This window comes from Citrobacter sp. Cpo074 (assembly GCF_030332745.1).
Lineage (GTDB): Bacteria > Pseudomonadota > Gammaproteobacteria > Enterobacterales > Enterobacteriaceae > Citrobacter > Citrobacter portucalensis.
The window spans coordinates 1,074,990-1,101,258 of the sequence record NZ_JAOWHG010000027.1; the positions used below are offsets into that span (position 1 = coordinate 1,074,990).

The following is a 26,269-nucleotide window of genomic DNA, read 5'->3' on the forward strand; positions in this document are numbered from 1 at the left end:
TTATTTCCCGTATGCGATAAATCCATAATCGGCAATTGCTGTTGTCATTGATGAGTTATAAAGCGTGATCTGGTTTTTCCCGCTCCATTTAATCCCCACGCTAGCAGTAAAACCGGGAGCCAGTGCGCCCGTATAAGGCACTACTGCAAGAATGCCAGAGGGGAACGGGAAAGGAAGTTCAATCACTTTTGTCTCACCTGCTACCATTCCGCCTGTATTGCCTCCAACCCATTGCCGGATTAAACGAGAAGGCTCTTTTGCGTAGCCACTTAGGGCTAACTGAGCATCAAACGCTGACATATCCGGTATCTGGTTCGCGCCAGTGCCCACGTCCCGTTTTGCGGCTTCTTTCAAACCAAGGTATTGTAGAAGGGCCGAAACACTTTTCCCGCTGAGATTCGTCAGCGTGGCATCAAGTGGCTGTTTCCCCGCCAGCGCGTTCATCACTGTTGTCGCAAAGTTAGGATCATTCCCCAGCGCAGCCGCCAGTTCATTCAGTGTGTCCAGCGCCTCCGGCGACGAACCAACCAGCCCCGCAGCAGCAGATTTCACAAACGCGGTAGTGGCAATCTGCGTATTATTCGTTGACTGAACAGCAGTGGGAGCCGTTGGCGTTCCGGTCAGGGCCGGACTTGCCAGCGGTGCTTTCAGTGCCAGCGCATTGTTAATGGTGGTACTGAAATTCGGATCATTATTGATAGCTGCTGCAATTTCTTTCAGCGTATCCAGCGTTGCCGGGGCGCCACCAATCAGGGCAATAATAGCAGCCTGTACAAAGGCGGTGCTGGCAATCAGGGTACTGTTGTTTCCTGCCGGTGGCGTTGGCGTTTTAGGCATGCCTGTCAGCGTCGGACTGTCTTTTGGCGCATACTGCGAATGGGGATCAACAGCAGCAAGATGCTTTGCCATCAGGTCATCCACATATACCTTAAGCTCCAGCACCTTATCATCCACATATTTGCGGGTTGCCAGAACCACAGCAGGGTCAATTTTCAGGGTGATGTTATCGGTGCTGCTGGTAATCAGTACCATACGCACGGTCTGCGTGCGTCCGCTGCCCTCCGCCAGTTTCGGCTTGTAGCTCTCCGGGCAGTTTCCCACAGCAATCAGCGCGCCGGTTTCATCAAACAGGCCGACTTCACGGATCCACCACCCGCCCTCATTTTCCGGGATCACCTGCTCTGCAATAATCTGGCTGCTGTTCTGCGGGTCGATATACAGCATATTCAGCGCTGCGCGGCGCTCCTCAGTAACTAATGCGGTCTGTTGCGCGTTGGGTGTGGGCAGCGCACCGCCACCGCTGCCCACCGCCATATGGGTAATTTTCAACGGGACACCGAGCGCGGCGGCGCTTGCCAGTTTCGCCGCGCCGATATCCGTCAGCAGGGTGTAAAATTTTGCGCTCATGGGTTCACTCTCATCGTGTCAATAACATGGACCGCCCCGCCCTCATAAGCGGTGCCGCCGGAAATAATGGTTTCGTTGATATACGGGTAGATCGTGATTTCTTCGCCGGTGTAGGTGGCTGCACCCACAAAATACGGGCCGCCTGTCTGCAGGTTGATGGACATACCAACCAGATGACGGCTGCATGGTTTTGCGTCACCGATCAGGCGCTCCAGCTCCAGATAGGTTTCTTCTGTTATGCCCAGGTCCTGCACGCCAATATCCAGACGGAACGTCCCCGGCGTTTCACCGGTCTGCCACCACTCAATGATGCGGATCAGGAAGCCGAACGGCTCCACCACGCGCCGCACGGCGCTGGTTGTCCCCTTGTGCTGATGGATATAAAAAGCGTCCTGCACAACGCGGCGCTTGACGCTTTCTGTCCAGCTCTCATCCCAGCGGTCAACAGAAAACGCCCAGGCCAGATAAGGCAGGAATTTGATCGGGCAGGTTGCCGGGTTCCACAAATCACGCAGCGATACCTGCAGATCGGAAATCCCACTGCAGGTCTGCGCCAGTCGACGCTCAAGCGGCGACGAACCCGGCGGCAGCAGACTATTCATCCGTGCCCCCGTTGATAACGCTCCATTCGGTACAGGATGCCGCCTGCGTCTTATCCAGCACCATATCCTCCAGAGGGGACGCCAGCTCCACACGCTGGACGCCCTCTACGTGCAACGCGGCATAAATGGCGCTGCGGCGGATATCACGTCCCAGCCGCGTCTGACTGGCGATATACTTCTGCAGGCTGGCTTTTGCTTCTGCCATCACCGGCTCAGCCTCCGGCCCCGGATAAAGGAAGATCGTCGCATCCACGCTGTACGGAATAATTTCAGCGCTGCGCACCGTCAGGCGGTCTGCCACCGGGCGAACCTTTTCACTGTTAAGCGCCTGCTCAACCACCGCCAGCAGGTCAGCCCCTGCCGTACCGTCACCCTCGCGGCTCAGCACGGTAAGCACCACCTCAGCCGGTGCCGGACTGGTTGCGCTGGCATCAGCCACCCGCCCGTCGGCGCTTCTGGCGTGGAACTCATAGGCTCCCGTCGGCCCTGCAACGGACAGCCCCTCAAATGCTGCTGGAATGCGCTGGCGTAATGCTTCATCACTTTCCATCACTGCGGCGACCGGCGGCACCGCGTCATTATCGGCAGGAACTACCGTCAGGCGCTTCACGTTGCAGTTACCTGCCAGTTGTTCAAGGTCATTTCCCATGGAATAGGCCACCATGACCGCCTGTGCAGCCTCATTAATACGCTGGCGCAGCAGGATTTCTCGGTAAGTATTTTCCTGCAGCAGTTTGGTGACAGGTTCTGACTCCAGCGCTAACGTGCGCATAACGGCCTCCTGTTCATCAGCCGGATGAAGGGCCACAAAGGCGGCCTTGCGTTCTGCCAGCAATGCCTCAAAGCCCGGCACGTCCACAATCTGCGGCGGCGGTAGTTGGGAAAGATCAATGACTGCCATTGTCTGCTCCTGTTGATACGGAAAGGGAAACTGGCGCGCCGTTATTGCTGTGCCCGGTAAGCTCAACCACCATACAGCCGTCAAAATTGCCGTTGATGGTGATGGAGTCCAGCGTTAGGCGCGGTTCCCAACGGTTCAGCGCCACATAGACCGCAGACATAATCTGCAGGCGCAGCGCCGGGTTCTGCGGTTGATCAATCAGGGCAGAGAGTAGGGAGCCATATTCCCGGCGAGCAAGACGACTGCCCTGCGGCGTCAGCAGAATATCCCGCACCGACTGGCGCAGATGGTCTGTATCTGCAATGGCCTGCCCGTCATTCCTGCTCATACCGATATACAATGTCATACCGGACCTCCCGTGTTAGCGCCGCCTTTCAGAACACCAGTATGCTCATGGTCATCAACTACGATCCCGTTGGAACTCATCGCGCCACCGCCCTGAGTGACGCCACCATTAATCACCACCTCGCTGTTAATGCGCGTGGTGTCAGCCTCCACCACAAACTCACCGGTTTTGAGGGTGATATTGTCCACCGCTTCGATCACCATGGATTTGATACCCCGGACATGCCACCGTCCAGTGGCAGGTTCATACTCAAACCAGCCCCCGTCCGGGTACTCCGTCACGCAGCCGTCCACGGAATCCGACGGCGGCGGAAACTGATTGGAGTAGATGGCGGGCAGCACAAAAGCGGTTTCCAGATTGCCGCCCATACTCAGCACTACCACCTGCTCATCCGGCGACGGACACCACCATGTACGGGCACCACCGGCACGCAGCGTCAGCCAGTTAATCCAGTTGGTTTCAAGGTCGCCCACTTTCACCCGGCACAGCCAGTTCTCCCGGTCCACTTCGGATACAGTTCCGGTGCGGATCAGGTTGGTGATAAGGCGCATGATTTCTGTGAGTTGTGTGTTCATAAAATGCATTATTAAGTTTCCCAAACCTTCATGCATCTGGTATAGAATGTGCTACTCCTGAAACAATAACCATAAAAAGCATCGAGGTACAAAAGTGGAAAAAACAATTAGCGAACTTTATGGTAAAATACCTTTTACTGAAAAAAAATTTTATATCGAACTTTACGGAAAAAATTTAATAATTACTGGAGGAAATGGTTCTGGAAAAACCAGAATCCTTGAAAACATATATAAACAGCTATCCTTATCCTTAGACAACCCGGATCACACATCCAAAAAATACCATTTAAATAGAATATCTGAATATCGTAACCAATTACCTTTACACCCTAAAGGAAGCGACGCACAAAAGTACGTCTTAGGTTTAATAGAAACATACAAAGGCCACATCCGAGACATTGAAAACATACAAATAAATACAAAAGACAGACCCAGCAAGATAATTTTATCGAAAACCATCAAACCACTCCTTAGATATTACACTGCAGATAGAAAATCAGCCATTCAAAAACCTGACGCTGTTCTATCACTTGGCACATTAAAAGATGATGAGTTTAATAAAAGTTTTGACAGCAACGCTGGTGAGCAATTCGAAAATTTCCTTGTCAGTAACAAAACATATCAAAGTCATTTGATTGCGATAGAAAACAATCATGATGCTGCCCATAAAATAAAAATTTGGTTCGATAAAATCCAAGAGGACTTGCAAAGCTTATTTGAGGATAATAAATTAAAATTAGTTTTTAACCTACAAGAACAGAGGTTTTACATCCAGCAACCTGAGAAAGAGAAATTCACACTTCAGTCCCTGTCCTCAGGGCAATCTGCAATCATGTCTATATATGCAGACTTAGTAATGAAAGTTCAATTCCAAAATACTAAACCCGAAGATTTAAGAGGTATTGTTTTCATAGATGAAATAGATGCTCATCTTCATGTCTCCATTCAGAAAAAAATATTCAATTTTTTAAAGGAAAGTTTCCCGTCAGTTCAGTTCATCATTACAACACACTCACCATTTGTAATTATGTCTGTTGATGATACTGTGATATATGATTTATCAAAACTTGAGTATGTAAGCGACGTATCGCTTTTCTCATATGAGTCGGTGCTTGAGGGCGTGTTTGACGTATTACCAGTATCATTAGTCCTAGAAGAAAAAATTAAAAAATTAGCATCACTAATCCGTGATAAAAACTTCAACTTAAGCGCTGTTAACTCACTAATACAACAAATAAAACCTATGGAGAATAAATTAGACAGTGAGTCACAATATTATCTATTACAAGCAGAATTAGAAGTAGCTAAAAGGGGGTGAGCAATGTTTAATGTAATACGGCCTACAGAAATACCTCATTCCTTAACATTAAGGAAGGACTATAAGGGCGAGGATGTATTGAATGCTCTCAAAGTATGCTTTCATAAAAAATGTTACCTATGTGAAACAAAAGAACCACATGATATAAATATCGAACATTTCATACCTCATGAGGGCGACCTCCATTTAAAATTTGACTGGAATAATTTATATTTAGTTTGCAGTAGATGTAACAACATTAAATTAGCAGATCGTGCAACACTTTTGGATTGTTGCGATACAACGCAAGATGTGAGCAAAAAAATAAAAATACTTCCTCCTTGTTCACCCTATGCAAAAAAAATGCTAATTGAACCTAATACACAGGATGATGTTGTTTTAAATACAGCGTCTCTTCTCGATAAAATATACAATAGCGAACACACAATAAATAAAGAAGTAACCGGAAGTTTTTTGCGTAAGAAAGTCTTTGATGAAATGATAGATCTTACAATACATATGATTAACTACTTAAAAAAAGACACGCTTGAAATAGAAAGACCAACAATATTATTGCGAATAAAAAAATTAACAGAGAGTGAATCTCCGTTTTCGTCAGTTGCCACAAGTCAAATCTTAGAAGACGAATACTTCGCCTCGCTAATTTTTCCAAGCGATTAATCTAGTGGCAACTGATGTAAGATGGATATGTGAGGACTTTGGAATATCTAAGCCCTCACACTCCAGAGATTAAAAGACACATATTATTTATAAGGAAAATTTTGATATCAAAGCATTTATAACAATTTTATACGTCGCATCACCATATCCCAATAATTTACGCTCAGGATATCGCACCTGCGGCCCATTACGGCTTACACGATCCCGTAAGCCGTAATGATGTACCCGGGCAATCCGCTGAACTTTACCGGCAAACTCAACGCTGGCAAAGTCAGCGGTGGTTGCGGTTTTCAGATACTTCGTGGTACGCAGTTTGGCGAACATCTGCCGCTTGATGCGCCCCTTTTTGGTTCGGGCCGTAATTTTTCGCGGCTCATACCCGCTGCCGTCAGGATTTCGATGCAGCCGGATATTGTTTTGCTGATTCCGGCGCAGATCCTGCGCCAGTTCACGCATCATACGCTGACGTGCGGCCGGCTCCAGATTCGTCAACAGCGCTGTCAGCCACTCATCCACTTTATGCAGATTATCCACGTTTCACCATCCAGATTTCTTCGTGTTCGTCGGGTTCAGGCACCGCTTCAACGCTCGACACATTACCGTCAGTGCTGACAGCTACACGCTCCGTCAGTTGCAGATTCAGACTGATATCGCATACATCATTGCGCAGAATATCCACTTCAAAGGTGATCAGTTTTTCGCGCAGCTCCGGGTTGTTGATGGCGTCCGGCTGGTTTTCTCTGAGCCACAGCAACACGGGAGCCATCAGCAGGTTCTGGTCGCCGCTGAAATCCTCGATCACCACGTTCAGGGTGTAGCGGTATTCCCATGACATAGAGCTGGCACCGGTTGCCACCAGTGAGCCGTTATCAACGAAAAGGTGCAGTTTATCCGGGTTGTTGCGGACATACGCCACCGCTTTATTCAGGGCGCTGCGTAAGGACTGCTGTTTGTTCACGGTTTCGCTCCTGACACGCAACTATCGTGTCGACTTTGTCAGCACAGACCGCCCAGGCGGCCTCTGTTTCATCCAGCGCAGCATTCAGATCACCGTTACTGCGCGGCGCTGACCTTTCCAGGCGGCACTGCGTCACTCTGGGACAGCCATTCACGGTAAGCTGCACCTCCGGCAAGGGCCGGACGTTCGCGCAGCCTGATAATGTCAGCAGGCAAAGGAGCGTCAGCCCAGCGGCGTAAATCCTCGTTTTCACGTTTCAGTTCCTCGATCCGGCGCTGGCGGCTTCGCAGCAGTGCGGTAGTCTGTTCCGCTGCCGCATAAAGCCGCGTCAGCTCCCGGCTGTTGGTTTCAGTCAGAATGGACAGGCCGATCAACTGACTGTTCTTCTTCGCCAGCTCCTGCCCTTTCGTTTCCAGCTCACGTCCCTGCGTCTCGATGGTGTGACTGGCATTGTTAAGCCGCCACGACTGCCAGCCCAGCGCCGCAATAGCCAGCGCCAGCACGACCGCCAACAAGCGCGTCATGCCCCAGTTCCTTTTAAGCACCAGGCCAGTTCCCGCGTGCGGCGGTTCTCCAGACCTTTATTTTTCACACCGTTAACGTAAATCCAGCGCGGTAGCTGGTTACATGCCTGCCACCACTGCTGACGATTGATATATGACACCATGGTTGACCTGCAGATCGCGCCGGACCCCACATTGAAACCTATACTCACCAGCGCATCGTAGACATGTTGCGGGGGCTTAACCGTCAGGCAGGCATCCAGCCTTTTTTCAGTCAGCAGCACATTGTTTATTAACCCCTGCGCCGCCTGCCGTTCCGTGATGTTTTTCCCCGGCACCACCCCGGATGTATTGCCGATCCCATCAGTCCAGACACCTGCGCTGCACTGATACGGCTGCAGACGGCATCCCTCGTAATCGGCAATCAGTTTCAACCCTTCAACGGAGGTTTTGAGCGACTGAAAACCGGGCAGCGTGGCGGCGATAGCCAGCACTGCCCCGACAAGGCAGCGCTTAACGATTGAAGGATTCATATTCCCCCCGTGAGATTTTGCCATCGCGCAGCAACCTGAAAGACTGGTGTTTGTAGTACCAGTTGATAGCCAGCATCAGCACACCAATCAGCACGCCGCCAACCGTTGAGGCATCCTTGAGCGACAGATCGCCCAGCCATGCCAGCAGCACGGCGATGCAGTAAGTGATAAAGGCGCTGATTCGTTCAAGCGTCATAATTCAGTCCCATAGCTGGACGGTCTGCGCCGTGGTTGACGCCGTAATGTCCGGCAGCTCCACCTGCAGCCCGTGCGGTAAAAATGGGCCGTACTCAGCCAGCCCCGGATTCGCCTGCAGAACCTGCTCAGTGACCCCCTGCGTGCGCCCGTAATGACGCCAGCAAAGCGCGTCCACCGTGTCATACTGATGCGCACGCACTTTCATCAGATAAGCTCCACCGTACAGTGCGGTGCATCCTGCACCCGGCTGATGGCCCAGCGGGCATCACGCCACAGATCACCGCTGGCCTCCGCCAGCTCCTCCCCCCGTTTCACACCTGCCGCCGTGGCGTCATAGTCCTGATAACGCTCATTGAGTACGGCACGCGTCCAGCAAAAAACGGCGTTGTGGTAGTGCCGGATACGCTCGCTTTTACCGTCCAGCATGTCTGCAGGAACCTCAGCGAGTGTCCGCCAGCCCAGCATCTGCTGACGGTTGCGGAAGTCGAACAGCTCAGCGTTAACCTCAGAAATAGCCGTCAGCACAACCTGCTTTAAACGCGGCTGCGTCACCGTGCCGTCAGTGCGCATCACACTGCGAAATTCCGACAGGTCCACATCAGGCCAGAACGGCGTATTTTTGATGACCTCCGCCTGTTCCGGTGCCTGTTCGGGCGCAACAAACTTCATGCGGCTTTCTCCTGAATAAGTGGGCGGTGGACGGAATTTTGATGCGGCAGTGCCTTTCGCCATCCCGTGCCGCCCGTGCGCGGGGCACGTTCGTTAGCGGCTGTCATTGCGCAGTCTGCGCTCCAGCTGCTGCTTTTCTTTTTTCACACCGCAGCGGGGATCAAGCTGCAGCGCATGGGTAAGGTGATTCAGGGCAGACGCCGGGTTGCTTTCGCTCAGTACAGCGCCGATGGCTTTATGCAGGCGCGCCCGCGACTGGTCCGGCATATCCAGATCGGTGGTCAGGTCCAGCGTCTGCAGAAGCAGATCGGCATCAAAACCGGCAGCGGCAAGCAGAGCGCTTTGCGCCGCATCTGCCATTTCTTCTGCCAGCACGGTCTGTACGTTACGGTTGCCCAGCGGCATCACCCAGCCATGGCGCAGCGCATAGCGCCCGATTTCGAGCGCACCGGCATAATCACCGGCGTCGATACGCCACAGCATCACGTACATCAGCACATCATCCTGCTGCGCACCTCCGGCTGCCAGCACGCCCTCCGCCCAGGCGGAATATTTCGGCAGCAGCTCCACCTTGATTTCCGCCTTTTTCACCGTGGACTGGATACCTTTAAGCCGGCGGCGATCTTCTGTCAGCTGCAGCAGCATCAGGTCATAACCCGACGCATGGCGAACACTGCCGCCCTCACGGGCGGCCTGTTCGGCCTGAATGCGCAGGCGGTGTTGCCGTGCGGGACTCAGGCTCATGCGTTACTCTCCGTTTCCTGTTTCTGCTGCAAGCAGGGTGAAATCACCGATCTCGATGTTTTCAACCAGCGCCGCGCAGCGGTAGTCCTCGACCACATACGCCTCGTTGACGGATTCAAAGTTTTCAATCCGGTCACGTTTCGGGTTATCGATAACAGAACGGCGGCGGGTGTCTTCCTGCCAGTAGATCGACAGGTTATCCAGACGGGTGATCAGCAGGGCATTCGCCGGGAAGAAAGGCGCGCGCACAGCCTGCAGGCCGCCCATGCGTTTCTGGCTGATGATCAGATCGGCGGCGATTTTCTCGCTGTTGTCCTGCTCTTTGTTGACCAGCGGGAAATACTTGTCGGACAGCAGTTCACGACCGCAGACGACAACCAGCTCGTCATCATCCTGATACTCCACATCGATCAGCTCATTGACGGTATCCATCACCACCGCGTCAAGATTTAGATACTTACCTCCCGGACCTACTTTTACCGGCTCCGCCGTAGTGGTGCCGTCTTCTGCGGTTTTGCTACCCATGACATGATCCGGCGCGTCTTCGCGGATTTTCTGCAGCCAGCCTTTATTAACGTCCTGCAGCAGCGGGTTTTCAGCACGGTTGGACGTTTTGGCACGCTTCACGCCGTTGAAGCCGATCATGATGCGGTCCAGCGCCTGACGCTTGACGATGGCGTTGCGGATACGCACCTGGAAGCCCTGGAACTTGGCCCACAGGTCCAGTTTTGCGTAGGTCAGCACCGTATCAAAGTTGGTCTGTTCGCATTTGTATTCCACGTCTTCCATCAGCGTCGGATCGGTAGGCTCGCGCTCTTTGGTGGTGGTATCGGTGGTTCCGGCAATGGTGCTGCCCACGCCCAGCCCCAGCAACTGCCCTGACTGCTCAGTGACCGGCGTGATGTTAATCAGCGTCAGAAAAGCGGCGGACTGCTGGATCTGGTCTTCCAGCGTCTGCTGCACGGACGGCTCCACGGTGAACTTGCTGGAGAGTTCTTCAACCTCCACACCGTTCAGGCGCGCCAGTTGCTGCAGGTAAGCGTTAAAGGCAAAGCGGGTTTTCTTTTTCATCGGGTTTTATGCTCCATCAGCAATTGGTCAGGGTGCCTGCCGGTGCGTCACCACCCGGCGCGCGCTGGCGGTAATCCTTGCGGCTGTCTTCACGGCTCAGCTGCTGCTGTAACTCGGCAAAGGCGGTCTGCTGTTCCTGCAGGGAGGACTCCAGCTCAGAAAGGCGCTGGTCCTGATCGGACAGGGATTTGTCAGTGCGCTCGCTCAGGAGCTGCTGCTCAGTAGCGACCAGCTCCACGGCTTTATGCACATCAGAGAAGCGCGCATCGTCGGTCTGTTCTTTTTTGGTGAACAGCGCGGTGACGCGGGCAAAGAGGGACGGCTTTTCGTCCTGGGCTTCTTCCAGTTCGATCTGCATTTCTTCGGCAGCGGTAAAAAGGTTTTCAGGATTCTGCTTACGGTTTGCCAGCGGGTTATGTGCGGCACTGGCGCTGAATGCCAGCATTTCGGTGCCGAGACTCGCCGGATCGTCTGTTGCCGCCAGCCCCACAAGATAGGCCTTGCCGGTGTCGGCAAACTTCGGGCTGACCTCCATGGAGGTAAACAGCTTCTGGCCTTTTTTCACCAGTGCCACCAGGGAGTCTGTCGGTTCAACATCGGCGTAAAGTGCCATCTTGCCCGCCAGCGGACCGTCCTGGATTTCTTCCGCAACCAGCGCCGTCACTTTGCCGTAACGGTTGAAGGCACTGTCCGGGGAATAAGACTTGATGTGCTCAAGGTTAATCAGCGCGGTATAGACCGTCGGGTTGTAGCTGGCAGCCATCTGTACCAGCCATTCACGCTGGATCTCGCGCCCGTCAGTAGTGGCACCTTCCACCCCGATACGGAAACGCTTTGCTTTCACTGTCATGAGCCGTGCTCCGTTAGAAATGACTTACTGGAGCCTTATGTTTGCGGTGATGGGGGGAGTGAGACAACGCGCTGTATTTGTACGGTAAACCACACAAACCGCAGCCGGGGAAAGCCGCCATCCAAGGCCGTATGTTTGGGCCATGAACACGACACTGACCCCCGCAGACCTCGATCCCCGTCGGCAGGCCATGCTGCTGTACTTTCAGGGATACCGCGTAGCCCGTATTGCTGAAATGCTGGGCGAAAAAGTTGCAACCGTTCACAGCTGGAAAAAACGAGACAAGTGGGGCGACTATGGGCCGCTGGATCAGATGCAGCTCACCACCGCCGCACGTTACTGCCAGCTCATCATGAAGGAGCAGAAAGAAGGGAAAGATTTCAAGGAAATTGACCTGCTGGCGCGCCAGTCAGAGCGCCACGCCCGGATCGGCAAATTTAACGACGGCGGGAACGAAGCTGATTTAAACCCGAAAGTAGCCAACCGTAACAAAGGTCCGCGCAGGCAGCCGGAAAAGAACGTTTTCACCGACGAACAGATCGAAAAGCTGGAAGAAGTCTTTCACGCCTCTATGTTCGACTATCAGCATCACTGGTTTGAAGCCGGGAAAACAAACCGCATCCGCAATCTGCTCAAGTCGCGCCAGATTGGCGCAACGTTTTATTTTGCCCGTGAAGCATTGATTGACGCCCTGCTGACCGGGCGCAACCAGATTTTCCTTTCTGCCAGTAAGGCGCAGGCGCACGTTTTTAAGCAGTACATCATCGACTTTGCAAAAGAGGTGGATGTTGAGCTGAAAGGCGATCCCATGGTGCTGCCCAATGGCGCAGCTTTGTACTTCCTCGGCACCAACGCCCGTACTGCGCAGAGCTACCACGGCAACCTGTATCTTGATGAGTATTTCTGGATACCGAAATTCCAGGAGCTGCGCAAAGTGGCATCCGGCATGGCTATCCATAAGCGCTGGCGGCAAACCTACTTTTCCACCCCGTCGAGCCTGACGCACAGCGCCTATCCGTTCTGGTCCGGTGCGCTGTTCAACCGGGGCCGCAGCAAAGCCGACAAGGTGGACATTGACCTGACCCACGGCAGCCTGGCCCACGGCCTGCTCTGCCCGGACGGACAATACCGCCAGATTGTCACCGTGGAGGACGCGGTGCGCGGCGGCTGTAACCTGTTCGACCTCGATCAGCTGCGCATGGAGTACAGCCCGGACGAATACCAGAACCTGCTGATGTGTGAATTTATCGACGATCTCGCGTCGGTGTTCCCGCTCAGTGAGTTGCAGGCGTGCATGGTGGACAGCTGGGAAGTGTGGGCCGATTTTCAGGCTCTGGCCCTGCGTCCGTTTGGCTGGCGCGAAGTGTGGATCGGCTATGACCCGGCGAAGGGTACGCAGAACGGAGACAGCGCCGGATGTGTGGTCATGGCCCCGCCAACGGTGCCGGGCGGTAAGTTCCGTATTCTGGAGCGCCATCAGTGGCGCGGCATGGACTTCCGCGCCCAGGCCGACGCCATCAAACAGCTCACGCAGCAGTACAACGTGACCTATATCGGCATCGACTCCACGGGCGTCGGCCACGGCGTTTATGAGAACGTCAAAGCGTTCTTCCCTGCCGTGCGGGAGTTTGTCTACAACCCCAACGTCAAAAACGCCCTGGTGCTCAAGGCATACGACATTATCAGTCACCGCCGCCTGGAGTTTGACGCCGGGCACACCGACATTGCGCAGTCATTTATGGCAATCCGCCGGGCCACTACCGCCAGCGGCAACCGCCCAACCTACGAAGCCAGCCGCAGCGAAGAAGCCAGCCACGCAGATTTGGCCTGGGCAACGATGCACGCGCTGTTTAACGAACCGCTGCAGGGCGAGGCCGCCAATACCAGCAATATTGTGGAGATTTTTTGATGAGTGAACACGACGCCTTGACCAGTGCGCCAGTGCAGGAAGCCGCACAGCAGAAGAACACAACTCACGCCGAAGCGTTCAGCTTTGGCGACCCGATCCCGGTACTGGACCGCCGCGAACTGCTGGACTACGTGGAATGCGTGCAGATGGACAGATGGTATGAGCCGCCCGTGAGCTTTGACGGCCTGGCCCGCACTTATCGCGCCGCCGTGCATCACAGCTCACCGATTGCCGTTAAGCGCAACATCCTTACCAACACGTTTATCCCGCACCCGCTTTTGAGCCAGCAGGCATTCAGCCGCTTTGTGCAGGATTATCTGGTGTTCGGTAACGCCTATCTGGAGAAACGGACGAACCGGCTTGGCGGCATTCTATCGCTTGAGCCATCGCTGGCGAAATACACCCGCCGCGGGATCGATCTCGACACCTACTGGTTTGTGCAATACGGCATGACCACGCAGCCCTACGAGTTCACCAAAGGCAGCATCTTCCATCTGATGGAGCCGGACCTGAACCAGGAAATTTACGGCCTGCCGGAATACCTGTCCGCCATTCCCTCCGCTCTGCTGAATGAGTCCGCTACGCTGTTCCGCCGGAAGTATTACATCAACGGCAGCCACGCGGGTTTTATCATGTACATGACCGACGCCGCGCAAAACCAGGAAGACGTGAACAACATCCGCCAAGCCATGAAAAGCGCCAAAGGGCCAGGCAACTTCCGCAATCTGTTTATGTACTCACCGAATGGCAAAAAGGATGGTATTCAGATCATCCCACTCTCAGAAGTGGCGGCGAAGGATGAGTTTCTGAACATCAAGAACGTGAGCCGTGATGACATGATGGCAGCGCATCGCGTTCCGCCGCAGATGATGGGGGTCATGCCTAGCAATGTTGGGGGGTTTGGGGATGTGGAGAAGGCAAGTAAAGTTTTCGTCAGAAATGAATTGATTCCGCTACAAAAAAGATTGGAAGAACTGAACAAATGGGCTCAGGATGAAATCATCAAATTCAATCAATACTACTTTGAGGGCGTTTAAGAATTATTATCAGGGGCATTAAAATAAAATGCCCCACAAAATTACCAATTGAACAATGCATTGTTGCGAATGGCTGGAACATCGGCTGGATTTCTTTTAGCTGCAGGTGACATAGCCTTTCTTTTATCAAATGCTTGATCAATATAAAACTGAGGGTCTTTAAAGAAGTTAGAGTATTTTACCAAGGCACAAAAAACATCCGTATCATTATAGTGTGGTACGGTTTTTTCATATACATGATTCATTCTTATTAAATAAGGCAAGTAATATTCATATCCAAACCCAGGTGTTCTCAAACTCATCGAACAGCCACAACTGGCATCAGAACAAGTAGCAGGGGAAAACACAGAATCATATATTTCATCTCTGATAACACCAACAAGCCCATTGTAATTATCGCCCCAAAGAGATGCTTGAATTTCGGAGTTCACAAACTTCCTATTTTTTGTTTCAGTACCGATAAGAACCACAGTGACTGTTGTATCTGACAAATAATCCTCACGGATTATCCTCATTATTGAGTCTTCACTTATAGTAGTACTTATGTCGCCATCATTGACCGACTTATCTATAAAAAAATCACCGCCAAAATTATCAATAATCTCATCTTTGAGATCTTGCTCATTGGCATGATGATAACTCAGAAAGGTTTTATGCATCACTTGCTCCATTTTTCAGTATCAATATTAAACTCACTCACAACCTTGTCATTAAAAAATTTGTTAACATCAACAAATCCATTCAGTATTTTATTAAAATGATAATAATGGGATTGAATTGTCCCAATTGGAGTCAAATGATATGGGAGAGAAATAAACTCACCATTTGAGTCTTTATCCTGCGTTAACACAGCATCCTTTTCAGAGACGTACTTATGCCACCTGCGGTAATTATTTTGGTGCTGCGTCAAAAAATCATTCAACTCCCTAAGAATTTCATTAGATAGGTCGTACAACTTTTTGTCTCTTTTCTTTTGTACATCCAACAATTTCATTTCATCACGAATAAATTTATAGCACTCGTAATATGAATTTAACACTTCATCAAAAGCATCAAAATTTGGTTCAATCTTGAAAAGAGTTCTCTTAGTATCTAAATAATTTTTGATACTTTTTCTAAATAACAAATCAGATTTATTGAGTAAAATATTCACACCACCAAAGCTCAATTGCTCTAACCTAAGCGAGTATCTTTGATGTAGAAGTCCAACAAAAAGGATGTAAACAACCAGACATAATATCAGGACTGACAAAAAAGCCCTGATAATGTCAGCATTAGCCATAAAATTGACAGCAAACCACCATTTTTGAAATGGTGCAAAGGGAACACATCCCATGACAGTCAGCAAAAGAACAAAAAGACAACCCCACATAACCCAGTACTTGTACATAAGATTATTCCCTTTTATTTTTCTTCATGATACTGCAGCTCATCTGATTGTTAAAGCCCCTGCGTGCGCTCGTATCCCCGCCACGCCTGCCCGCTTTCTATAGCAGTTTTCATGCACTGGCATGGCACAAGCAAAAGCCCGCGATTACTGGCGGGCCTCATCGAAAACGATCCTCAAACGATCATGCGAACTCATGCGGCATGGACATGCATACTACCCATTACTCGTTTTTAGCTGTGCTAACTCAATCCAGGATAGTCGTGATTTGTTAATGGACTTAGGCTTAACCGCATCTAGCATCTCGTATGGTGCCAATAATGGAGATAACGTTAAGCATTATTTCGATTGGAAGTGGTTATATTTAATAAACTAACAGGATTTATTTTAAACTTAAATTTTTGGCCAGCAAATCCATATAACACCCACAAAAAAACCTGAGAGCCATAAATGAAAAGTATTGAACTATACAATGAAAAATAAAGCCCAATCTTTGCATCACTCCAGTAACCATCTGATATGGAACTTAAAGACATTAAAGCTCCAATAATAATACAGATAGTAGCAATCACAAATGCAAGACGCTCAACCTCACGCCTTATATTAATTAACATCATTAACTCCTCATTAATAATTTCGCAGCCATAGAGAAAATGAAATATAAAAACAAAATCGAATTATTTCTCTGCATTGCTATCAATGATATCTGAGAGCACTTTTTCAATTTTGTAATCATAACTTCTTTTTACTTTGAAATTATGAATGAATTGTCTTAAAGCCACAAATAAAACAAACATTATTAGAACAATAGCTGTCAGCCCAAGAAACCCACCAACACAGTAAAACACCCCTAAAGTATCTACTCTGTCTGAAAATGAAAGACCGAGTGCTAATAATAACTTTGTGAATAAAACAAATACAGCCTCCATCAATCAAGATCCGTGCCAATCACTTTATAACTAACGATTAATGCATCATTTTTCGTCTTGACTTTGTGGGTTTCAGTCCATCCGTGCTTGATTAAAAAATAATTGGATGCTGAGTCTTTGTTTTTCTCAATAAAATCCACATCGTCCTTTTTCATTGATTCTTTAACATTATTTAAGGCGTCTTGACTTGCATTTTTCACATCACTATCTGAAACATCAGTAATGACGTCATTAAATACCAGTTCTTTTTTATCTTCATACATATATATAGGTTCGTTGGGATTTTTTTTATTGAACTCCTCAACTTCATCTTTAACTTTAATAACTGAAGATTCATACATGTTTTTAGCAACAGCAGCACCACCAAACAAAGAAGCAAAAATCGCAGTTTTAGCAAATAATTTTAAAGCAATTATGGCAGCAACAGCGACACCACCACTTGCGAGAGAGGACGTTTTATTCATGATATACCCTTAAGATTTTCAGCTAATTATGAGGTCATATTGCCACAGAATTTAAGCAAAAAATGCTGTAAATGAGATTTATCCCATTACAAGAAAGGACGTTTCATTCATTTCAAATGATTAATAAAAGTTAATTTACGTATCGAATAGTAAATTCCGTTCATTGGAAAAAAAGAACGGATAAAAGCATTAGCTTGAACATTAAACCTGGTGAAAGAACAGGCATGCAGTTTTTTTTCTCATTACTAACGCCTCGCCTGGCTCGTTGTTCAACCTTGCTGGCGCCAGAATCAAGTTCTCACGCCAGCAACGTTCCTGCTACTAACTGGGAAGATCCATTGAGCGGCTATACTCATGAGCACGAATCTTTGCCATCAGCTCATCCGTCAACTCAGAAACCCACTGGATAGCCAGCTGCTTTTCTTCATCGTCACACTCACTAGCCGCTACAAGCTTGATAAAAAAATCAATGCGCTGGAGCTTTAACGACTCCAAGAAATAGTCCTGCATCTTCCCTCCTATCGATACTACTGCACAAATAACTGTATATATATCCACTGTTTATATATACAGTATAGAAGAAGTTTCTGATTGTAAAATGCTTTTTTAGCTTTCAGTCGGTTAGCCATGCGGAGGTCACGATTCTGCACTTATCGGACGATGCTCACGAGTACCACTGCCTCCACTTGTCATCTTCCTGCAGGCGCTGATTTCGGTAGAACAAACGCATTCCGGCCCCGGATGGGATACAGCCGCCACGCAGAAGCAGATCCGCCTCCGCTTCACTCGCATCAAAACCTCTGGACCTCAGCTCAGCGTCGAGCTGCTGGCGCTGCTGATCGGTAATTTCCTGTTTGTACCCTTTTCGACGCTTTGCTTTTACCAGCCTCAACCGGGCAGTCAGCTCCCGGCGTTCCTTAGCGCTCAAATTATGGAGATCAGGCAGCGCCTCCAGCTCCCTGGTTTCAGGTAATTCGCCCCCTGATTGGTTCAAATTTTCAACAGGGGGACAGTTATTGCCACGAGTCCAAGGGGCGCAAGCGCCTTGGTCGGCTGCCGCCTCCTGAACGTCAACGGCCTTACGAACCTTTTTCCACTTCATCGCGTGCGTGCAAATCTTGCCCTCTGTAATCGGGGACCAGATGCCATAGATACGGATACCGTGATCGCCGTAGGCGCTCGGTTCTTCGTTAAGCTCATAAGCCGTACGGACAAGGTGATGTTTACGGGGAACCAGTACACCGCCCTGCTTCATGATGTAGGTGGCAAAGCAACCCGCATCTGCAGCTGCCAGTACCGCATCCAGACGCGGATTATCCAGTACCGCCGCACCCGCCTTGCGTTCGCCCTGCACTCTCGCCGCCTGACCAGCCAGCAAGCGCAGCTCGCGGTATGCTTGACGACCCGGAATACCAAAGAAACGAAATTGCTGGACACGGTGCAGTGACGCCCAAGCGCTGACATGCTCGGCGCTGTCACGCAGTGATCTGCCGGTTTCTTTACTGATTTCTTTAGCCAGCCCGCGCCCGTCGATGTTCTTACTGATGTATTTGGCGATGTAGCTGGTCGGCGTGCCCTTGCGCGGGTTGATTAGCTCGGACTTGAAGCGCGGCCCGGTATTGGTGCCCAGCTCCTCGCGGTCTTCACGGATGGCAAACTTACGCAGCAGCGCGGTGATGGAACGACGGTCTTTTTTGCGCATAAAGCACAGAAGATGCCAGTGCACGGTGCCGTCATGGTGTGGCTCTGCAACGCGGACGCCGTACCAGCACAGCCCGGCCTTGTGCATGGCCTTGCGGAAAGCGGCGAATGTATCAACCAGATAGTCACTGCTCTGCCGAACAGTGGCGCTGGTCCATTTCGTGTTAGGTCTGCCATTGTTGAGGGTGGCGTGGAAGCGTGACGGGCAGGTGATGGTATAGAACACCGCGCAGTCTCCGCGCATTTCCGCGATCAACTCCAGCCCTTTAACACAGGCCATCATTTCATTACGGCGGCGCGCCGGGTTACTGTTGCTGGCATTCACCACATCTTCCATATCCAGCGTGTCACCGTCTTCGTTGACCAGCTCATGAGAGCGGAAGAACTCCAGCGATTTGCGGCGCTGCTCGCGTTTGTGGATCACGGCTTCATAGCTGACATACGGGGACGCTTTCTTGTTGACCAGGCAGACGGCACGCAGCTGTTCCTCCCGCCACTCGCAGCGCATCTGCCACAATTTGCGATACCACCAGTCCGCACACAGCATGCGCGCCAGCGACGGTGGGATCAGTTCATAAGGCACTGGCTTGCGGCGACGCTTTTTGCGGCGCAACTTCTCAAAGGCAGGCGGGATGACCTCAAGGCGCATGGCTTCTGCTACAACCCTTTCCCATGCCTGCCGGATTTCTTCTGGTTTAACATCGTCACTGACAAACAGATCACCGCAGGCCGCATCAAGACACATGCTCATATGTGCCGCAACCAGCGTGGATAGGCGCTTGACCTGCTCCTGATTCATTTCAGGCAGTACCAGCAGCCCCTCCAGCCCGTCCTGGCTCGCCATGAACCGGAAAGACGCAGACACCTGGCTGTCACGTACGCGCTCCAGCCGCTCAATACACGGTCTGATAGTTTCGCGCATATAGCGGGAATACGCTTTCGGACGTCCCAAGGTATTGAAGTATTTAATCCGCTCCAGCAGAGGCTTGCTGATATGGGCAGGCATGGCGCTTACATCGGCAATAATCACCAAATCGGGATTCACGCGCTGCTGTTCGCGGGCCATTTTGGCATGGCTAATCAGCCGATCCTGCTCCATTTCACGCTGGACAGGATCGCGGGATTCATTGAAGAAATAACGTTCCCAAACCTTATCACTCAGCGCCTCACGGCGCAGATGCTCCTGCTCGTTATCCGCAGCGTACAGAGTGATGAGGTTTGAAAGCGCAGACTCCGGCGCAACTTCCGCCGGGTCCAGATACGGGTTAACCGCTTTTTTTGGGGTATTCCATGGAAAGGCCACGGCGGTCACAATCGGACCGCCTTTATCTTTTAGTAGCTCAGACATCACTGGAGGACTCCGAAGCTCACAAAGCACCTCGGGTGTAGTGCATCCCTTTCAACTCTGCTATTTCCTGACAGGTGACGCAGAGATCACAGCCCGGCACTGCAGCACGGCGCTGTTCCGGGATGACGATTCCGCAACACTCACACTCCAGAGAAGAAGCCCCAGCCTTTCGGCTGCGAGCAGTTTGGATGTGGCGCTGACGTTCTTCTTCAACGCGCTGCTGTACAAGGTCCATTGAATCAGCCATCAGTGGATCTCCTGCGCTTCGTTCTGAATGTTTTCAGCCGCAATACGCAGCAGTTCCGCCGCTTCAACGTGGTTAAGCTGTCGTGACGTGATATGGCAAGCCAGACTATCAAGACGGGCAGCCATTGCCGCAGCTCGTGCCCGGCGTTCTTCCACGCGGGCATCAGTCAGCAACTGGTTCAGGCCAGCATCATCTGGCCCTGTTTTGGTGATACGTGTTTCAATATTTCGCATAGTTATGACTCCTGAATTTGGGCAAAGGAATGCCCGGCGGGTTTACGCCATTAATTTCTGTCTTGGCTTAATTCGGCATGGTTAGCCGTTTTGGAAATAAGCTCACCACTGCACGAAAATGATTCATTGTTTTAATCAGTTCCCGCTTTTCGTCAGTAGTCAGATCACTAATATTGACGCTATGACGTTCTGCCGGAATTTTTGCCATATAAAATATGGCTGCCAGTGCCCTCTCATTTTGTTTATTGTTAACGTCCCTTTGGTCGCGCATATCTTCAATAAACCTTTCAAGCTCCGACTCAATATTCAGACCAAACACTTTTGCACGTAGTTCTGCAATATGGTTCAGTCCGTCCAGGCGTTTGCCGGGGCTTAGTGGAACAGTTGCCGCCGGGCCATCAATAGCCATTACCCCCTCCTGTCTCGTCGTACATATACCTATTTGAAGTTGTGCCGGGAATTTTTTCACACGCCCGGCGCGTGCCTTGGTGGTAGACTATTTGCGCCAACAATCATCTACCCCTCGAAGGAGAAATCTGATGTCAGACTCTGACAACTTCCATGTATTGCCTCGTCCTGCCCCAGCACCTAAGCCAGAACCGGGGCAAGATAAAAAATAGGAATCCGGCATGACTAAACAAAGCTCCGAATATTTCCAGTTGCATTACTGCTATTACCTTGAGCTTATGACAGCGACGTTTCATGGTAGGGCTGACAAATTGATGACTGCTATCCAGATTATTAGCGGTACTGCTGTCATAGCCGATACTGGGTTGGAATGGTTGTTCGCTTTGCCCGTTGTTGTAATCGCAACAATTCAACTTGTGTGGCAACCCGCAATTGTTTCCGAGCGTGCCAGCGTACAAAGCCGCCAGTACGGAGAATTGCTTTATGCCGTGGATGAACTGACCCCGGAACTGATTGCACAAAAATTGAAAACGCTGCATCACTCTGACTCCGCACCTTTCGGTTCTTTGTTAAATCCAGCCTACAAAAGAGCAGCTATTGCATGTGGTCGGACTGACGACACTAAGCTCAGCTTCCAGGAAAAGCTTTTCGCCTGGTTTGCAGGATGCCTGCCACGTTAAAATTTAGACGTTGTAGCAATCTCTTTTTACCTATTCCCCGGACAGCCTGCTGCCGGGGAGATAATTCAATACACGGATGCCACTTTTTCCCATCAGGTAAGTGAATCCAGCAGTGACCGCAATGCATTGCCGGGCTTTGCCTCACCAACAGTGATGCAAATGAAGGTTCTTTCGTCAGCATAACTACCTCAGATCAAACCGAACGAAGCGCCGAGCCCCGTCACGGTATCCACCGCACTTGCCATCGCCGGATTTGCCTGTAGACGTGCCTGCAAAGAAACTGCGGTCAGAGCCATCAAACGCGTAACTGAATTAATGCTGCTAATTACATCGCGGCGACCTGCGGTAGTTTTCACATCACCAGAGACAGCACCGGCAGCAACACGACCTATTTCTGCGGTAGCGCTCATGACGTAATGAGGTAATTTATCTTTTGCAACTTCGTTTACTGGAACACATGGCAGGCAATGAATCTGCGCCAGAAAACCATCAACTAATGTTGAGTCTTCTGTGAGATCGGTCAGCAGCCAGATATCTGGCGCAGTGAGCTGGTGCGGTTGCTCCGGATTAAGCTTGTTGCGCAGGGTTTGAACATTCATACCTGCATGTTCTGCCAGCTTCGTCATGTTGTGACGTAGAGCGAAAGCACGGCAGGCTTCATTGAAATGGGGATGTTTTGATATGCGATAGTCAAACATAGTCAGTTGCTCCGTGAAGTCTCAGAATGGAACTAGTTGATAGTCACATTGCAATCAGAAAGGGCATCGACAGTCATCGCAGCTATGTTAATCATCACTTTTTCACGCTTTTTGTCCTTGCGTAGGCGATGACGAAGCAATCGACCATCTGCAAGCATGTCGTTGATGGTGTCGATAGATAACCCAGTGAGTTCACTATATCTTTCAATAGTGACGTGGGGGGTGATGAGAGTGATTGAAATGTTAGGTCTCATGATGCAACATTCCTCGTTTAGCAATGATTAATCAGGATGAATACTGATCGTTTGCGTTTTGTGAACACGATAAACATACGATCACATCATGAAATCGCCAAGACAAAAGTTCACTTGGAGTGACCATGAATTTGGAAAAAGGCGGCCGTGGTGCCATAGAGCGTATGGTTGAAGCCTATGGTTTCAAGACAAGACAAGCTTTATGTGACCATCTAGGAATTTCAAAAAGTACTTTGGCTACACGCTATATGCGGGACTCTTTCCCCGCTGAGTGGGTTATACAGTGTGCACTTGAGACTGGCACATCACTTAACTGGCTCACAACAGGAGAAGGTCACTCTATGGGTTCACAAAATGTCAACACCAGATTACTCATAAAAAAAACGCTAGTCGACGGTAAACTTCTCGAGGATGGCTCTTACGTTTTCGATGCAGCTTTTCTTCCAGCCAATTTGAAGAACCCTATCGTAGTCAGTGATGGCGACTCAAAGTACATCTGTGAAGTCAACTTTGAGGATATACGTGATGGCAGATGGTTTATCAGCATCGATGATGTGGTTTATGTTAGAACTTTGACTCGGTTACCAGGGGGGCGATTACGAGTTGATGGTGGTTCAAGTGCTTTTGAATGCACTATTAGCGACTTGGGCATCATTGCTAAAATCATCATATTATGTAAAAAAATATAAAAATAAACAGTAAGGTTATTTACCATGAGCAGCAATCAAAGTGATTTTCAGAATATTATAGGTCGATTAAAAACAAGTGGAATTCAAAGAAACTTTAAGACGTATAGTGGTGATATTGTCACTGATATGAATAAGGTATTTAATTCGTATCAAGGTCTTCTTCAGCGTTTTTTGGATTCAGAAGGTTCAGGATCATCACTTTATAGAAGATTAGCTAATAATTTAGGACACATCAAGGCATTATCAAATTCAATTGAAACTGCCACAAAAGAATTTCTTGAAGGTAATATTAGGCGTTCATACAACACTTTCAGTGATGCATTAGATGAACCTGAAATAAGAATAAATTTAAGACAACTTACAAAGAATCTAGGCTCATGGTCTAATCGTATAACACCAACATTTAGACTACGAGCAAGTCCTACACCATTACTTAAGCGTGAGGAAATGTTTCATATCTCTTTTAGTATGAGAGAACGGGTAAAAACACAAAGATACTCTGTTGAAGGTTTACCGTGCATATACCTTGGAACATCATTGTATATTTGTTGGCAGGAATTAGGATGTCCTGACTTTGACAAACTGTATATTTCAGCATTTCGAGCATCTCGGGAAGCAAAAAACCTTGGAATACTTAATTTAGCTTACACATTAGACTCGTTAAAAGAAAATAATTTATCCAGGTTTTTTGACTTTGATCCTATCAATGAAGAAATTCAACTCGCATATTTAACTATCTGGCCTTTAGTTATTGCGTGCAGTTACTTGAAAAAAAACAAAAATGCATCATTCAATCCGGAATATATTATACCTAACTTATTGATGCAGAAAATCAGCTCTGATAGAAATATGGAAATTGCAGGAATTGCTTATTATTCAACAAAAAGCGAAAAAATGAGCAGTGATGCTTTTGGTGTAAACATTGTCCTACCACCTCAAGCCAGCTACCAAGACATGAAAGACTATAATTTCTGTCCTCATTTAGCAGAAAGTATGAGGGTTACTAATCCAGTACCTTGGTCTTTACTTTCGACACTTAAATTTGAAAGTATGACTGAAAGATATGTATCTGAACACGATATTGATGATATTTATGAAACACTACTTAAAAGCTATGATGCAACTGAGTTCAAGATACTAGAAGATAATATAAGTGAGCATTTTAAATTTGCAGAGGTGGAGAATAAAAAAGTCAAATAAGCAATGGTTGATTAAGAAGTAATTATACATTGACCACTGTTCAAACACACAGTTAAATTTAGCCCTCAGACATGAGGGCTTTTTTATGGCAATACGAAAACTCATCACAGGAAAATGGATTTGTGAATGCTACCCCGCCGGGCGCAGCGGGCGCCGTGTGCGTAAGCAGTTCGCCACCAAAGGCGAAGCACTGGCATTTGAACGCCATACGATGGATGAGACAGAGGCTAAACCCTGGTTGGGTGAATCAGTAGACCGCCGAACTCTGAAAGACGTCGTTGAACTCTGGTTCAAACTGCACGGCAAATCCCTAACCGCTGGCGAGCATGTTTACGACAAGTTGATTCTAATGGTCGATGCACTCGGAAACCCTCTCGCCACTGATCTCAGCTCGAAATTGTTCGCACATTATCGTGACAAACGCTTGACCGGTGAAATCTACTTTAGTGAGAAATGGAAGAAAGGTGCCAGCCCGGTCACGATCAATCTGGAGCAAAGCTATCTGAGCGGAGTGTTTAGCGAACTGGCCCGGCTCGGCGAATGGACAGCACCAAACCCACTTGAAAATATGCGCAAGTTCACCATTGCCGAAAAGGAAAAGGCCTGGCTAACGCATGAACAAATCACAGAGCTTTTGTATGACTGCCAACGCCAAAGCGCCCTTCTCGCTCTGATCGTTAAAATCTGCCTGAGTACCGGAGCACGCTGGCGCGAAGCTGTGAACCTGACCCGCTCTCAAGTCACGAAATACCGGATCACGTTTGTCAGGACAAAAGGCAAAAAGAACCGCAGCATTCCGATTAGCAAAGAGCTGTATGAGGAAATCATTGCCCTGGACGGTTTCAAGTTCTTCACTGACTGCTACTTCCAGTTTCTATCTGTAATGGATAAAACTTCTATCGTGCTTCCACGCGGTCAGCTAACACACGTTCTGCGTCATACGTTCGCAGCACACTTTATGATGTCTGGCGGAAACATCCTGGCTCTGCAGAAAATCCTTGGGCATCACGACATAAAAATGACCATGCGCTACGCGCACTTAGCACCTGACCACCTGGAAACAGCATTGCGTTTTAATCCCTTAGCAACATTGCCTATGGCACAAACAAACTTTGACATGTCCCGGATTTAGAATGCTCACCCTGTACCAGCTTATTAAAAATTATTCATGGAATCATTGAGTCCTCTAGTGCGTGATCAATATCACATAATATTGGTTGGTAAATAATTACTGCTCACAATCCATAGAGACTGAAAATGAACTTCAAAAAATTAATGATGATCGGCTTTACCGTAGCAGTTTTAGCAAGCTGTACTACTGGTGAAAAAATTCACAATGTTCAGGTTGGCATGACAAAACAACAAGTACTTGATTTGCTTGGAACCCCTGATGGTGATGCAGTTAAAGGTAACAGCGAACAAATCCAGTACAGCAACCGGTTAACATCTGGTTGGGGATGGGATAAGGGTGATTACTACGTTACCTTTGAAAACGGGAAAGTCGTCTCTTATGGAAGCGGCGAAATCCGTGGTGCTGGCGCTCCCGTCAAAGGTGTTGTGGTATTTTAATACGCGCACTCTTATGACATTAGTTAGTTAAACGTTAGTGGCGACAAAGTGGCGGCAGCGGTTGGCAATGCCCCGTAGTCGCCACCTCTCCCCACCAAACTAACTTATTGATTCTATTACAAGTCATTGTTTTTACTAACCCGTTTACATAAATGGGTTTTTTGTTGCCTGAAATTTGCGT

Annotated in this window: 38 protein-coding genes; 9 read left to right on the top strand and 29 right to left on the bottom strand. The window is 49.3% G+C overall.

Annotated elements, in window-relative coordinates:
* Genes OGX83_RS09765 through OGX83_RS09785 form a run of 5 tightly spaced genes read right to left on the bottom strand, consistent with a single transcriptional unit; the run spans position 1 to position 3,831 of the window.
* The gene (locus tag OGX83_RS09765) at positions 1-1,407 is read right to left on the bottom strand and encodes a phage tail protein (protein WP_286587912.1); all 1,407 of its coding nucleotides are present in this window, start codon (positions 1,405-1,407) and stop codon (positions 1-3) included.
* Positions 1,404-2,009, bottom strand: a complete 606-nt coding sequence (locus OGX83_RS09770; protein WP_286587914.1) for a phage tail protein I — start codon at positions 2,007-2,009, stop codon at positions 1,404-1,406. Before OGX83_RS09770 ends, OGX83_RS09765 begins: the two co-directional genes overlap by 4 nt.
* Positions 2,002-2,910, bottom strand: a complete 909-nt coding sequence (locus OGX83_RS09775; RefSeq protein ID WP_286587918.1) for a baseplate assembly protein — start codon at positions 2,908-2,910, stop codon at positions 2,002-2,004. The genes OGX83_RS09770 and OGX83_RS09775 overlap by 8 nt, the downstream gene beginning before the upstream one ends.
* Positions 2,897-3,256, bottom strand: coding sequence for a GPW/gp25 family protein (locus tag OGX83_RS09780; protein ID WP_286587920.1), 360 nt, complete (start codon positions 3,254-3,256; stop codon positions 2,897-2,899). Before OGX83_RS09780 ends, OGX83_RS09775 begins: the two co-directional genes overlap by 14 nt.
* The gene (locus tag OGX83_RS09785) at positions 3,253-3,831 is read right to left on the bottom strand and encodes a phage baseplate assembly protein V (protein ID WP_286587922.1); all 579 of its coding nucleotides are present in this window, start codon (positions 3,829-3,831) and stop codon (positions 3,253-3,255) included. The genes OGX83_RS09780 and OGX83_RS09785 overlap by 4 nt, the downstream gene beginning before the upstream one ends.
* A 94-nt stretch (positions 3,832-3,925) precedes the next feature.
* Here OGX83_RS09785 and OGX83_RS09790 point away from each other — a divergent pair, with 94 nt between their 5' ends.
* Together OGX83_RS09790 and OGX83_RS09795 are read left to right on the top strand one after the other, a co-directional pair.
* Positions 3,926-5,149, top strand: coding sequence for an AAA family ATPase (locus tag OGX83_RS09790; protein WP_286587925.1), 1,224 nt, complete (start codon positions 3,926-3,928; stop codon positions 5,147-5,149).
* Positions 5,150-5,152: 3 nt separating this feature from the next.
* Positions 5,153-5,809 carry an HNH endonuclease gene (locus tag OGX83_RS09795; RefSeq protein WP_286587927.1) on the top strand — a complete coding sequence of 219 codons (657 nt, stop codon included), beginning with the start codon at positions 5,153-5,155 and terminating at the stop codon, positions 5,807-5,809.
* Positions 5,810-5,896: 87 nt separating this feature from the next.
* Here the strand turns inward: OGX83_RS09795 and OGX83_RS09800 are convergent, their stop codons facing one another.
* The 11 genes from OGX83_RS09800 to OGX83_RS09850 form a co-directional block, all read right to left on the bottom strand.
* Complete coding sequence (locus OGX83_RS09800) at positions 5,897-6,343, bottom strand: phage virion morphogenesis protein (RefSeq protein ID WP_286587928.1); 447 nt, start codon at positions 6,341-6,343, stop codon at positions 5,897-5,899.
* Positions 6,336-6,767: a phage tail protein gene (locus OGX83_RS09805; protein ID WP_286587929.1), complete on the bottom strand. Its 432-nt coding sequence runs from the start codon at positions 6,765-6,767 to the stop codon at positions 6,336-6,338. Before OGX83_RS09805 ends, OGX83_RS09800 begins: the two co-directional genes overlap by 8 nt.
* Entirely contained in the window at positions 6,730-6,978 is a 249-nt protein-coding gene (gene lysC / locus OGX83_RS09810) for an Rz1-like lysis system protein LysC (protein WP_286588150.1), read from the bottom strand. The genes OGX83_RS09805 and lysC overlap by 38 nt, the downstream gene beginning before the upstream one ends.
* Entirely contained in the window at positions 6,863-7,291 is a 429-nt protein-coding gene (lysB, locus tag OGX83_RS09815; protein ID WP_286587931.1) for an Rz-like lysis system protein LysB, read from the bottom strand. The genes lysC and lysB overlap by 116 nt, the downstream gene beginning before the upstream one ends.
* Positions 7,288-7,803, bottom strand: coding sequence for a lysozyme (locus OGX83_RS09820; protein ID WP_286587932.1), 516 nt, complete (start codon positions 7,801-7,803; stop codon positions 7,288-7,290). Before OGX83_RS09820 ends, lysB begins: the two co-directional genes overlap by 4 nt.
* Positions 7,784-7,999, bottom strand: a complete 216-nt coding sequence (locus OGX83_RS09825) for an HP1 family phage holin (RefSeq protein ID WP_001397650.1) — start codon at positions 7,997-7,999, stop codon at positions 7,784-7,786. The genes OGX83_RS09820 and OGX83_RS09825 overlap by 20 nt, the downstream gene beginning before the upstream one ends.
* 3 nt (positions 8,000-8,002) lie before the next feature.
* Positions 8,003-8,206: a tail protein X gene (locus tag OGX83_RS09830; RefSeq protein WP_000868184.1), complete on the bottom strand. Its 204-nt coding sequence runs from the start codon at positions 8,204-8,206 to the stop codon at positions 8,003-8,005.
* Positions 8,206-8,670 carry a head completion/stabilization protein gene (locus tag OGX83_RS09835; RefSeq protein WP_198904740.1) on the bottom strand — a complete coding sequence of 155 codons (465 nt, stop codon included), beginning with the start codon at positions 8,668-8,670 and terminating at the stop codon, positions 8,206-8,208. The genes OGX83_RS09830 and OGX83_RS09835 overlap by 1 nt, the downstream gene beginning before the upstream one ends.
* Positions 8,671-8,763: 93 nt before the next feature.
* Entirely contained in the window at positions 8,764-9,414 is a 651-nt protein-coding gene (gene gpM, locus OGX83_RS09840; protein ID WP_286587936.1) for a phage terminase small subunit, read from the bottom strand.
* 3 nt (positions 9,415-9,417) lie between these two features.
* Positions 9,418-10,485 (bottom strand): phage major capsid protein, P2 family, encoded by a 1,068-nt coding sequence (locus tag OGX83_RS09845; protein ID WP_286587938.1) that lies wholly within the window; start codon positions 10,483-10,485, stop codon positions 9,418-9,420.
* 16 nt (positions 10,486-10,501) lie between these two features.
* Positions 10,502-11,335, bottom strand: a complete 834-nt coding sequence (locus OGX83_RS09850) for a GPO family capsid scaffolding protein (protein ID WP_286587939.1) — start codon at positions 11,333-11,335, stop codon at positions 10,502-10,504.
* Between the two features lie 142 nt (positions 11,336-11,477).
* Here OGX83_RS09850 and OGX83_RS09855 point away from each other — a divergent pair, with 142 nt between their 5' ends.
* Both OGX83_RS09855 and OGX83_RS09860 read left to right on the top strand, forming a co-directional pair.
* The gene (locus OGX83_RS09855; protein WP_286587940.1) at positions 11,478-13,244 is read left to right on the top strand and encodes a terminase ATPase subunit family protein; all 1,767 of its coding nucleotides are present in this window, start codon (positions 11,478-11,480) and stop codon (positions 13,242-13,244) included.
* The gene (locus OGX83_RS09860) at positions 13,244-14,281 is read left to right on the top strand and encodes a phage portal protein (RefSeq protein ID WP_286587941.1); all 1,038 of its coding nucleotides are present in this window, start codon (positions 13,244-13,246) and stop codon (positions 14,279-14,281) included. The genes OGX83_RS09855 and OGX83_RS09860 overlap by 1 nt, the downstream gene beginning before the upstream one ends.
* 41 nt (positions 14,282-14,322) lie before the next feature.
* Here the strand turns inward: OGX83_RS09860 and OGX83_RS09865 are convergent, their stop codons facing one another.
* From OGX83_RS09865 to OGX83_RS09910, 10 genes are all read right to left on the bottom strand, one after another.
* The gene (locus OGX83_RS09865) at positions 14,323-14,940 is read right to left on the bottom strand and encodes a TIR domain-containing protein (protein WP_286587942.1); all 618 of its coding nucleotides are present in this window, start codon (positions 14,938-14,940) and stop codon (positions 14,323-14,325) included.
* Positions 14,940-15,671 (bottom strand): hypothetical protein, encoded by a 732-nt coding sequence (locus OGX83_RS09870; protein WP_286587943.1) that lies wholly within the window; start codon positions 15,669-15,671, stop codon positions 14,940-14,942. The genes OGX83_RS09865 and OGX83_RS09870 overlap by 1 nt, the downstream gene beginning before the upstream one ends.
* 329 nt (positions 15,672-16,000) lie before the next feature.
* On the bottom strand, positions 16,001-16,285 hold the full coding sequence (locus tag OGX83_RS09875) for a hypothetical protein (RefSeq protein ID WP_286587944.1): 285 nt from the start codon (positions 16,283-16,285) through the stop codon (positions 16,001-16,003).
* Positions 16,286-16,345: 60 nt separating this feature from the next.
* Positions 16,346-16,597, bottom strand: a complete 252-nt coding sequence (locus OGX83_RS09880; protein WP_286587945.1) for a hypothetical protein — start codon at positions 16,595-16,597, stop codon at positions 16,346-16,348.
* The gene (locus OGX83_RS09885) at positions 16,597-17,061 is read right to left on the bottom strand and encodes a hypothetical protein (RefSeq protein ID WP_286587949.1); all 465 of its coding nucleotides are present in this window, start codon (positions 17,059-17,061) and stop codon (positions 16,597-16,599) included. The genes OGX83_RS09880 and OGX83_RS09885 overlap by 1 nt, the downstream gene beginning before the upstream one ends.
* 321 nt (positions 17,062-17,382) lie before the next feature.
* Positions 17,383-17,571, bottom strand: a complete 189-nt coding sequence (locus OGX83_RS09890) for a hypothetical protein (RefSeq protein WP_279217030.1) — start codon at positions 17,569-17,571, stop codon at positions 17,383-17,385.
* A 154-nt stretch (positions 17,572-17,725) separates the two neighbouring features.
* A complete protein-coding gene (locus OGX83_RS09895; protein WP_286587953.1) occupies positions 17,726-20,110 on the bottom strand; it encodes a replication endonuclease in 2,385 nt (794 codons plus the stop codon).
* Positions 20,111-20,129: 19 nt separating this feature from the next.
* A complete protein-coding gene (locus OGX83_RS09900; protein WP_221661617.1) occupies positions 20,130-20,357 on the bottom strand; it encodes a TraR/DksA family transcriptional regulator in 228 nt (75 codons plus the stop codon).
* Complete coding sequence (locus OGX83_RS09905) at positions 20,357-20,590, bottom strand: DUF2732 family protein (RefSeq protein ID WP_286587955.1); 234 nt, start codon at positions 20,588-20,590, stop codon at positions 20,357-20,359. Before OGX83_RS09905 ends, OGX83_RS09900 begins: the two co-directional genes overlap by 1 nt.
* A gap of 67 nt (positions 20,591-20,657) precedes the next feature.
* Positions 20,658-20,999, bottom strand: coding sequence for a DUF5347 domain-containing protein (locus OGX83_RS09910; RefSeq protein WP_286587957.1), 342 nt, complete (start codon positions 20,997-20,999; stop codon positions 20,658-20,660).
* 220 nt (positions 21,000-21,219) lie between these two features.
* Here OGX83_RS09910 and OGX83_RS09915 point away from each other — a divergent pair, with 220 nt between their 5' ends.
* Positions 21,220-21,678: a hypothetical protein gene (locus OGX83_RS09915; RefSeq protein WP_286587959.1), complete on the top strand. Its 459-nt coding sequence runs from the start codon at positions 21,220-21,222 to the stop codon at positions 21,676-21,678.
* On the opposite strand, the gene OGX83_RS09920 is transcribed toward OGX83_RS09915, so the two are convergent.
* Genes OGX83_RS09920 through OGX83_RS09930 form a run of 3 tightly spaced genes read right to left on the bottom strand, consistent with a single transcriptional unit; the run spans position 21,626 to position 22,630 of the window.
* On the bottom strand, positions 21,626-21,859 hold the full coding sequence (locus OGX83_RS09920) for a phage filamentation protein Fil family protein (protein ID WP_286587961.1): 234 nt from the start codon (positions 21,857-21,859) through the stop codon (positions 21,626-21,628). The genes OGX83_RS09915 and OGX83_RS09920 overlap by 53 nt on opposite strands.
* A gap of 7 nt (positions 21,860-21,866) precedes the next feature.
* Entirely contained in the window at positions 21,867-22,376 is a 510-nt protein-coding gene (locus tag OGX83_RS09925) for a phage regulatory CII family protein (protein ID WP_286587963.1), read from the bottom strand.
* Positions 22,377-22,408: 32 nt separating this feature from the next.
* Positions 22,409-22,630: a hypothetical protein gene (locus OGX83_RS09930; RefSeq protein ID WP_004223867.1), complete on the bottom strand. Its 222-nt coding sequence runs from the start codon at positions 22,628-22,630 to the stop codon at positions 22,409-22,411.
* Positions 22,631-22,755: 125 nt separating this feature from the next.
* Between OGX83_RS09930 and OGX83_RS09935 the strand changes: the two genes are divergently transcribed.
* The 4 genes from OGX83_RS09935 to bamE all read left to right on the top strand — a co-directional run bounded on the left by OGX83_RS09935 (position 22,756) and on the right by bamE (position 26,088).
* On the top strand, positions 22,756-23,319 hold the full coding sequence (locus OGX83_RS09935; protein ID WP_286587965.1) for a phage repressor protein CI: 564 nt from the start codon (positions 22,756-22,758) through the stop codon (positions 23,317-23,319).
* A 24-nt stretch (positions 23,320-23,343) separates the two neighbouring features.
* A complete protein-coding gene (locus tag OGX83_RS09940) occupies positions 23,344-24,519 on the top strand; it encodes a hypothetical protein (RefSeq protein WP_286587967.1) in 1,176 nt (391 codons plus the stop codon).
* Positions 24,520-24,604: 85 nt separating this feature from the next.
* Entirely contained in the window at positions 24,605-25,651 is a 1,047-nt protein-coding gene (locus tag OGX83_RS09945; RefSeq protein ID WP_286587969.1) for a phage integrase, read from the top strand.
* 125 nt (positions 25,652-25,776) lie between these two features.
* The gene (bamE, locus tag OGX83_RS09950; protein WP_234102572.1) at positions 25,777-26,088 is read left to right on the top strand and encodes an outer membrane protein assembly factor BamE domain-containing protein; all 312 of its coding nucleotides are present in this window, start codon (positions 25,777-25,779) and stop codon (positions 26,086-26,088) included.
* Positions 26,089-26,269: the final 181 nt, after the last annotated feature.

Coding starts and splice junctions, on each gene's coding strand:
- OGX83_RS09765 (WP_286587912.1), bottom strand. CDS start 1,407: ATGAGCGCAAAATTTTACACCCTGCTGACGGATATCGGCGCGGCGAAA.
- OGX83_RS09910 (WP_286587957.1), bottom strand. CDS start 20,999: ATGGCTATTGATGGCCCGGCGGCAACTGTTCCACTAAGCCCCGGCAAA.
- OGX83_RS09925 (WP_286587963.1), bottom strand. CDS start 22,376: ATGTTTGACTATCGCATATCAAAACATCCCCATTTCAATGAAGCCTGC.
- OGX83_RS09870 (WP_286587943.1), bottom strand. CDS start 15,671: ATGTACAAGTACTGGGTTATGTGGGGTTGTCTTTTTGTTCTTTTGCTG.
- OGX83_RS09945 (WP_286587969.1), top strand. CDS start 24,605: ATGGCAATACGAAAACTCATCACAGGAAAATGGATTTGTGAATGCTAC.
- OGX83_RS09885 (WP_286587949.1), bottom strand. CDS start 17,061: ATGAATAAAACGTCCTCTCTCGCAAGTGGTGGTGTCGCTGTTGCTGCC.
- OGX83_RS09850 (WP_286587939.1), bottom strand. CDS start 11,335: ATGACAGTGAAAGCAAAGCGTTTCCGTATCGGGGTGGAAGGTGCCACT.
- OGX83_RS09940 (WP_286587967.1), top strand. CDS start 23,344: ATGAGCAGCAATCAAAGTGATTTTCAGAATATTATAGGTCGATTAAAA.
- OGX83_RS09920 (WP_286587961.1), bottom strand. CDS start 21,859: ATGCTGACGAAAGAACCTTCATTTGCATCACTGTTGGTGAGGCAAAGC.
- OGX83_RS09930 (WP_004223867.1), bottom strand. CDS start 22,630: ATGAGACCTAACATTTCAATCACTCTCATCACCCCCCACGTCACTATT.
- OGX83_RS09825 (WP_001397650.1), bottom strand. CDS start 7,999: ATGACGCTTGAACGAATCAGCGCCTTTATCACTTACTGCATCGCCGTG.
- gpM (WP_286587936.1), bottom strand. CDS start 9,414: ATGAGCCTGAGTCCCGCACGGCAACACCGCCTGCGCATTCAGGCCGAA.
- OGX83_RS09830 (WP_000868184.1), bottom strand. CDS start 8,206: ATGAAAGTGCGTGCGCATCAGTATGACACGGTGGACGCGCTTTGCTGG.
- OGX83_RS09900 (WP_221661617.1), bottom strand. CDS start 20,357: ATGGCTGATTCAATGGACCTTGTACAGCAGCGCGTTGAAGAAGAACGT.
- OGX83_RS09785 (WP_286587922.1), bottom strand. CDS start 3,831: ATGAACACACAACTCACAGAAATCATGCGCCTTATCACCAACCTGATC.
- OGX83_RS09875 (WP_286587944.1), bottom strand. CDS start 16,285: ATGATGTTAATTAATATAAGGCGTGAGGTTGAGCGTCTTGCATTTGTG.
- OGX83_RS09895 (WP_286587953.1), bottom strand. CDS start 20,110: ATGTCTGAGCTACTAAAAGATAAAGGCGGTCCGATTGTGACCGCCGTG.
- OGX83_RS09935 (WP_286587965.1), top strand. CDS start 22,756: ATGAATTTGGAAAAAGGCGGCCGTGGTGCCATAGAGCGTATGGTTGAA.
- OGX83_RS09820 (WP_286587932.1), bottom strand. CDS start 7,803: ATGAATCCTTCAATCGTTAAGCGCTGCCTTGTCGGGGCAGTGCTGGCT.
- OGX83_RS09775 (WP_286587918.1), bottom strand. CDS start 2,910: ATGGCAGTCATTGATCTTTCCCAACTACCGCCGCCGCAGATTGTGGAC.
- OGX83_RS09915 (WP_286587959.1), top strand. CDS start 21,220: ATGACTAAACAAAGCTCCGAATATTTCCAGTTGCATTACTGCTATTAC.
- OGX83_RS09770 (WP_286587914.1), bottom strand. CDS start 2,009: ATGAATAGTCTGCTGCCGCCGGGTTCGTCGCCGCTTGAGCGTCGACTG.
- OGX83_RS09780 (WP_286587920.1), bottom strand. CDS start 3,256: ATGACATTGTATATCGGTATGAGCAGGAATGACGGGCAGGCCATTGCA.
- bamE (WP_234102572.1), top strand. CDS start 25,777: ATGAACTTCAAAAAATTAATGATGATCGGCTTTACCGTAGCAGTTTTA.
- OGX83_RS09865 (WP_286587942.1), bottom strand. CDS start 14,940: ATGCATAAAACCTTTCTGAGTTATCATCATGCCAATGAGCAAGATCTC.
- OGX83_RS09880 (WP_286587945.1), bottom strand. CDS start 16,597: ATGGAGGCTGTATTTGTTTTATTCACAAAGTTATTATTAGCACTCGGT.
- OGX83_RS09795 (WP_286587927.1), top strand. CDS start 5,153: ATGTTTAATGTAATACGGCCTACAGAAATACCTCATTCCTTAACATTA.
- OGX83_RS09890 (WP_279217030.1), bottom strand. CDS start 17,571: ATGCAGGACTATTTCTTGGAGTCGTTAAAGCTCCAGCGCATTGATTTT.
- OGX83_RS09905 (WP_286587955.1), bottom strand. CDS start 20,590: ATGCGAAATATTGAAACACGTATCACCAAAACAGGGCCAGATGATGCT.
- OGX83_RS09835 (WP_198904740.1), bottom strand. CDS start 8,670: ATGAAGTTTGTTGCGCCCGAACAGGCACCGGAACAGGCGGAGGTCATC.
- lysB (WP_286587931.1), bottom strand. CDS start 7,291: ATGACGCGCTTGTTGGCGGTCGTGCTGGCGCTGGCTATTGCGGCGCTG.
- OGX83_RS09845 (WP_286587938.1), bottom strand. CDS start 10,485: ATGAAAAAGAAAACCCGCTTTGCCTTTAACGCTTACCTGCAGCAACTG.
- OGX83_RS09860 (WP_286587941.1), top strand. CDS start 13,244: ATGAGTGAACACGACGCCTTGACCAGTGCGCCAGTGCAGGAAGCCGCA.
- OGX83_RS09855 (WP_286587940.1), top strand. CDS start 11,478: ATGAACACGACACTGACCCCCGCAGACCTCGATCCCCGTCGGCAGGCC.